This is a genomic window from Motilimonas sp. 1_MG-2023 (assembly GCF_030547455.1).
GTDB lineage: Bacteria > Pseudomonadota > Gammaproteobacteria > Enterobacterales > CBDFNC01 > Motilimonas.
This window is the reverse complement of the sequence record NZ_JAUOPX010000079.1, coordinates 1-5,726: the sequence shown is the minus strand read 5'-3', so window position 1 is coordinate 5,726 and position 5,726 is coordinate 1. Positions and strand designations below refer to the sequence as shown.

Annotated in this window: 4 protein-coding genes and 1 tRNA gene; all 5 read right to left on the bottom strand. The window is 44.8% G+C overall.

Going from position 1 to position 5,726, the window contains the following annotated elements; translation table 11 throughout:
* Positions 1-2,307: electron transport complex subunit RsxC (rsxC, locus tag Q4519_RS21210; protein ID WP_303515853.1), on the bottom strand; the 2,307-nt coding region annotated here is incomplete at its 3' end.
* A 1-nt stretch (position 2,308) separates the two neighbouring features.
* The gene (gene rsxB / locus Q4519_RS21205) at positions 2,309-2,854 is read right to left on the bottom strand and encodes an electron transport complex subunit RsxB (protein WP_232799713.1); all 546 of its coding nucleotides are present in this window, start codon (positions 2,852-2,854) and stop codon (positions 2,309-2,311) included.
* A gap of 17 nt (positions 2,855-2,871) precedes the next feature.
* The gene (gene rsxA / locus Q4519_RS21200; protein ID WP_232799712.1) at positions 2,872-3,453 is read right to left on the bottom strand and encodes an electron transport complex subunit RsxA; all 582 of its coding nucleotides are present in this window, start codon (positions 3,451-3,453) and stop codon (positions 2,872-2,874) included.
* A 168-nt stretch (positions 3,454-3,621) separates the two neighbouring features.
* Positions 3,622-5,481 (bottom strand): EAL domain-containing protein, encoded by a 1,860-nt coding sequence (locus Q4519_RS21195; RefSeq protein WP_232799711.1) that lies wholly within the window; start codon positions 5,479-5,481, stop codon positions 3,622-3,624.
* Positions 5,482-5,649: 168 nt separating this feature from the next.
* Positions 5,650-5,725, bottom strand: a tRNA-Asn gene (locus Q4519_RS21190).
* Between the last annotated feature and the right edge of the window lies 1 nt (position 5,726).

Sequence of the window (5,726 nt, the reverse complement as noted above, 5' to 3'; positions counted from 1 at the left end):
TTCAGCTTGCTGCGCAGCCTTTTTAGCTTTAGCGCGAGCAATGGCAGCGGCAACGGCTGGGTTTTTACTTGGCGCTGGTTTTTCTTGCGGCGCAGGCGTTTCGTTATCGTCTTGCTCAGCTGTTGCTGACTGAGGCTGTGGCTCTTCTTTTTCAGCTTGCTGCGCAGCCTTTTTAGCTTTGGCGCGAGCAATGGCTGCAGCAACGGCTGGGTTTTTACTTGGCGCAGTTTTTTCTTGCGGCGCTGGCGTTTCGTTATCGTCTTGCTCAGCTGTTGCTGACTGAGGCTGCGGCTCTTCTTTTTCAGCTTGCTGCGCAGCCTTTTTAGCTTTGGCGCGAGCAATGGCTGCAGCAACGGCAGGGTTTTTACTTGGCGCAGCTTTTTCTTGCGGTGCTGGCGTTTCGTTATCGTCTTGCAGTGCCTCTTTTTTAGCTTTCGCGCGAGCAATGGCAGCGGCAACGGCTGGATTTTTACTTGGCGCAGACTTCTCTTCAGATGCTTGTGCCTCATTTTCAGCTTGCTGCGTTTCTTTTTTCGCCTTAGCGCGCGCGATGGCGGCGGCTACAGCTGGATTCGTGGCTTTTGGTTTTGCTTCTGTTTGCTGCTCTTGAGCTGTTGTTGCGCTATCGTCAGCTTGTTCTTGTGCGGCTTTTGCCGCTTTTGCTAAACGAGCTTGCTCTTTACGGGCGGCGCGCGCTGCTGCTACATCAGTATCGGCGTTAGTGTTGGGCGCTTGACGTTTGGCTTTAGCGCGAGCAAGGGCTTGTGCCACAGCATCTTGCGCTTTATCTTTAGCTGGCGCGGTTGCCGTTTCAGACTCTGGCTTCGCTGCCGCATTTAATTGCGCTTTACGTTTCGCAGCGGCTTCTTTGTGTTTCGCTTCGCGTGCCGCTTTTTCACGATCGAGTCGCTCTTGTCTTGCTTCATGACGGATCCGAGCTATTTCAGCTTTTTTCTTCTCCGTTTCTTGTTTGCGAATATCGGCTTTAGCAATGCGATAGTATTGAACTAAGGGAATTTCACTGGGACATACGTACGCACAACTGCCACATTCAATACAGTCAAACAGGTTGTAGTCATTGAGTTTTTCGTGGTCGTTATCCTTGGCATACCAGTAAAGCTGTTGTGGTAATAGTGAAACAGGACAAGCATCGGCGCATTCACCGCAGCGAATGCAAGCCATTTCTTGGCCCGGAGGTGGTAACTCTTTTACAGTTGGCGCTAATAAACAGTTAGTGGTCTTAATCACTGGAGCCATTGCATCTGGCAGGGTAAATCCCATCATTGGACCGCCAATGATCAAACGAGTTTGGCCATTAGGCTGTGGTTCAAGCTCAAATTGTTGCAGTAAAGACTGGATCGGAGTGCCCAATAGCACCTGAGCATTACCTTTTTCTTTGAAAGCTTCACCCGTGATGGTAACGATACGAGAGATCAGTGGCTCATCGTCTATTACAGCACGCTTGATTGCAAATGCGGTGCCGACGTTGTGCATTAAAATACCCATATCGATAGGGTATCCACTGCTGGGGACTTGTTTGCCAGTGAGCAGCTCGATGAGTTGCTTCTCGCCGCCACTGGGGTATTTTGTCGGTACACTGGTCACGCGGCGGGTGTCGGTATCAAATGCTGATAATGCGGCAATTGCTTCGGGTTTATTACTTTCAATTGCAAAAACTGTTTGTTTACATTGCGTAACAAACTCTAAGATTTCAATGCCTTTGATAAGTTCATCGGCATACTCGCGCATTAGCATATCATCAGAGGTAATATAAGGTTCACACTCGATACCATTGATGATTAATAGCTCAATATCGGCTTTAACAGACAATTTTATGTGCGCTGGGAAACCGGCACCGCCTTTACCAGCAATGCCAGCAAGGTGGATTTTGTCGATAATGGCATGGCGGTCTAATACTGTGAAGTCAGGTGTAGGGATGCGCTCCCGCCACGCATCTTTACCATCTGTTGCTATCACGATACTTAGTTCAGCTAAGCCCGAAGCATGACAGCTAGGGCGAGGCTCAATGGCTTTTACTGTGCCTGAACTACTTGCATGTACGGGGAGCGCTCTAAAGTTATTATGGTTGGTTAAGGCTTGGCCTTTAAGAACCTTATCGCCAACATTCACCAATAAGTCCGCCACTTCACCAATGTGTTGATTAAGGGGGATAATAAGCTCATTGGGTATTTGGGCGGGAGCAATGGGCTGTTGATTTGAAAGAGATTTACGCTCTGCAGGAAAAATACCGCCAGCATATTGCCAGAGTTTGCCTCTTTTAATTTGGGCCAATATAGACTGAATCAAACTACTGAACCTCTTTGATTGAAATAGAGTTAAGATCCCATTGCCAAGTTTTAGTTGTTTCGCCTACTGGGATCATTTCAATACAATCTGTAGGGCATGGGGCGACGCAAAGCTCACAACCCGTGCATTCATCGGTGATCACCGTGTGCATTTGACGCGTTGCGCCCAAAATGGCATCAACCGGACAAGCCTGGATACATTTAGTACAACCAATACATTCGTCTTCGTGGACAAATGCGACGGCTTTTGGCTTTTCTTCGCCTTCTAACTTGGTGGGCTCAACGCCCATTAAATCAGCCAATTTTAAAATTACAGCTTCGCCGCCTGGCGGACACTTATTAATCTCATCGCCGTTAGCTATTGCATTGGCATAAGGTTTACAACCGGGGTAGCCACACTGACCACACTGGGTTTGCGGCAAAATCGCGTCAATTTGCTCCACAATCGGATCTGACTTAACTTTAAAACGTATCGCGGCGTAGCCTAAGATCAAACCAGATACTAGCGCTAATAGCCCTAGGCTGATGATTGCAACTCCAATACCCATCTGTTCGTACTGCTCCGTTAAAACTTAACTAGGCCGGTAAAGCCCATAAAGCCCAATGACATTAGGCCGGCGGTGATCATTGCAATAGATGCGCCTTTGAATGGTAATGGCACATCAGCGGCAGCCAAACGCTCACGCATGGCAGAAAATAAAATGAGAACCAATGAGAAACCCACCGCAGCGCCAAAACCATAAATGAGTGATTCAACAAAGTTATGCCCTTCATTGACGTTTAATAGCGCTAACCCTAATACCGCACAGTTAGTGGTGATCAATGGCAAGAAGATACCCAATAATCGATACAAGCTTGGGCTGGTTTTATGCACCACCATCTCGGTAAATTGAACCACCACAGCGATCACCAAAATAAAGCTCAGTGTGCGCAGGTAAATCATGTCTAAAGGCAGTAGCAGGTATTGATTGACTAAATAAGAGACGGCTGCGGTTAAGGTCAGTACAAAAGTCGTCGCAAACGACATGCCAACAGCTGTGCTGATCTTACTTGATACTCCCATGAATGGGCATAAGCCGAGAAATTTTACCAGTACAAAGTTATTGACTAATACCGTACCGATTAATAGCAGAAGATATTCGCTCATTTTGGTCATTCACTTGATTGCCGAATGGCTATATTAACAAGTTTTACGCGATGAAATAAGCTAAATCATGGCTAATTTAGTGCAACTGCTGAAGGGTTAATCGCTTTTGGCAAAAGGCCTTACAGTGAGTAAGGCCTAAAATAGCGGGTTATTAAACCGCGAGTGAAATTATTTAACTTTTGATAGAGGAGTGGGGCGAGAAATTAAAAAGCCTTGTAGACCGTCAACGTACATATTTTCAAGTAATTGTTTCTGCTCTAGGTGTTCAACCCCTTCCGCAATTACCTGACAGCCCATACGGTGGGCCACATCGACAATCATACGTAAAAATTGTTGGTTGGCACTGTCGCGTTCAATATTACTGATCAGTCCCGCATCCACTTTTACAAAATCTGGTTTTAGCTCTTTAAACAAGCGAAATGAACCAATACCTTTACCAAATTTACTAATGGCACTGCGACTGCCAGTGCGTTTTAACATATCAAACACACGTTTACTTGCAACTAAGTTACGATCTAACACTTCTTCATCAAATTCAAAAATCATCGATGCTGCAATGTTTGGTTCACGTAGTAATAAACGCTCAAGCCAGACAATAAAAGCACTGTTTTGTAATGAAGTGGCGGAAATATTAACCCCCCAACGGGCTGAGCCATCGGTTTTATGGCGGCATTGGCTAACCATGGTTTCGAGAATAACTTGTTCTAGTTTTACAATTAGGTCCATACGCTGGGCCATAGCAAACACAGTTTCCGTTGGGATCATCGCGTTGTTTTGACCAACGAAACGCGTAAATATTTCTTGGTAACCTTTCATGTTGCGATGAATGGCTTGGATAGGTTGATGCAGCAACATGACTGCGCGGGTTTCAATGATTTCTTCAATCACCTTCTTCCAGTGCAGTTGACCTAAATTGGTTTCATTAGAGTCATTCTGCTCAAATGCCCAAGCATTAACGCCTTCGGTTTGTGATTTTGCTAAGGCAATATCGGCACGAGCCAATACTTGCTCGGGTAATTGGCCTGAAGAAATAGCGGACAAACCTGTGTAAGCCACACTTTCTAAGTTATGCAGTGCTTGGTATTCATCAAAATGATGTTTTAATGTTTTAGCTAGTTTTTGCGCCGCGCTAATGGTCATGTTGGGGGCGAGTAGGGCAAAATCTGAGCCTGAAATACGGTAACACTGGCATTCAGGAAAGCGTTTAATTAATTGCACTAGCATGCGGCCGATATCTGACAGGTAAATATCACCTTGTTGATAACCACGCTGTTGGTTGATGTTGTTTAATTCCGATGCGCGAACAAGGGCAAGGATAGCGGCGTTGCTGTCACCTTCAGAGCTTAATATTTGCGTTAGTTCTTTACGAAAGGCGTGGCGGTTATTTAGACCTGTCAAATTATCCATGTTCACTTGCTTAGCAAGTAACTGAATTTTTTGTTGCTGCTCTTGCATCACTTGATGAAAGCGTTGTCTTTGTTCCAATAACTGTTCAGTTACTTGAGAAAAAGTGCTGAGTTGTGCGTCTTCTGAGCTGACTTCCTGCACTAAGCTTTTTTCTAAGTTCTTAATTAAACGGAAATACGCCCAGTTTACCAATACAGCGGTTGCTATGAATAAAACTAATAATTGATAGAAAAGCGTGGTGGCTATGCTGGCTGTTGCTTGAAAGCTATTGATGTAATTAATACTTAATGTAGCGGTCTGAATATCGACTTTTTCGGTAGCGCTTGGAAATAGAAGTTTAAAGAGTAGCGAAACGCCTTCCGATGTATTGGCCATAAAAGAGAAGTCACCTGATTTATCGGTGATTTGTAAATGGCTTAGATGATGCTTAGCGGCAAGTTGGTCTGCAGTGTTTTGAGTTGCCCCTTTTATCTCAATCGTTTGAGTAATATCACTGGTGACGTCTTCATTAACAACTGTAATTAGTGGTGTGAAATGAAGCTTAATTGCCAATAATACTGCTATCGCAGCAACCAAAATAATGGCATTGGTAATAATAAGGCTATGTTTGTACTCTTTCATATCGCATCCAAGCTAAGTTAAGGCTGATTCAATTATAGGCCTAGTTATGTTAATGGAGTCTAACATGGTATGTTCAACTACAAAAATAGCATATCTAAATATTGAGACATAAATATAATTGCGTCAGACATTTATTAAAACTTGAGAGAGGTGTGAAAGAAAAGAATGTGGCTCCTCCTGCTGGGATTGAACCAGCGACCTGCGGATTAACAGTCCGTCGCTCTACCAGCTGAGCTAAGGAGGAA

Coding starts and splice junctions, on each gene's coding strand:
- rsxB (WP_232799713.1), bottom strand. CDS start 2,854: ATGGGTATTGGAGTTGCAATCATCAGCCTAGGGCTATTAGCGCTAGTA.
- rsxA (WP_232799712.1), bottom strand. CDS start 3,453: ATGAGCGAATATCTTCTGCTATTAATCGGTACGGTATTAGTCAATAAC.
- Q4519_RS21195 (WP_232799711.1), bottom strand. CDS start 5,481: ATGAAAGAGTACAAACATAGCCTTATTATTACCAATGCCATTATTTTG.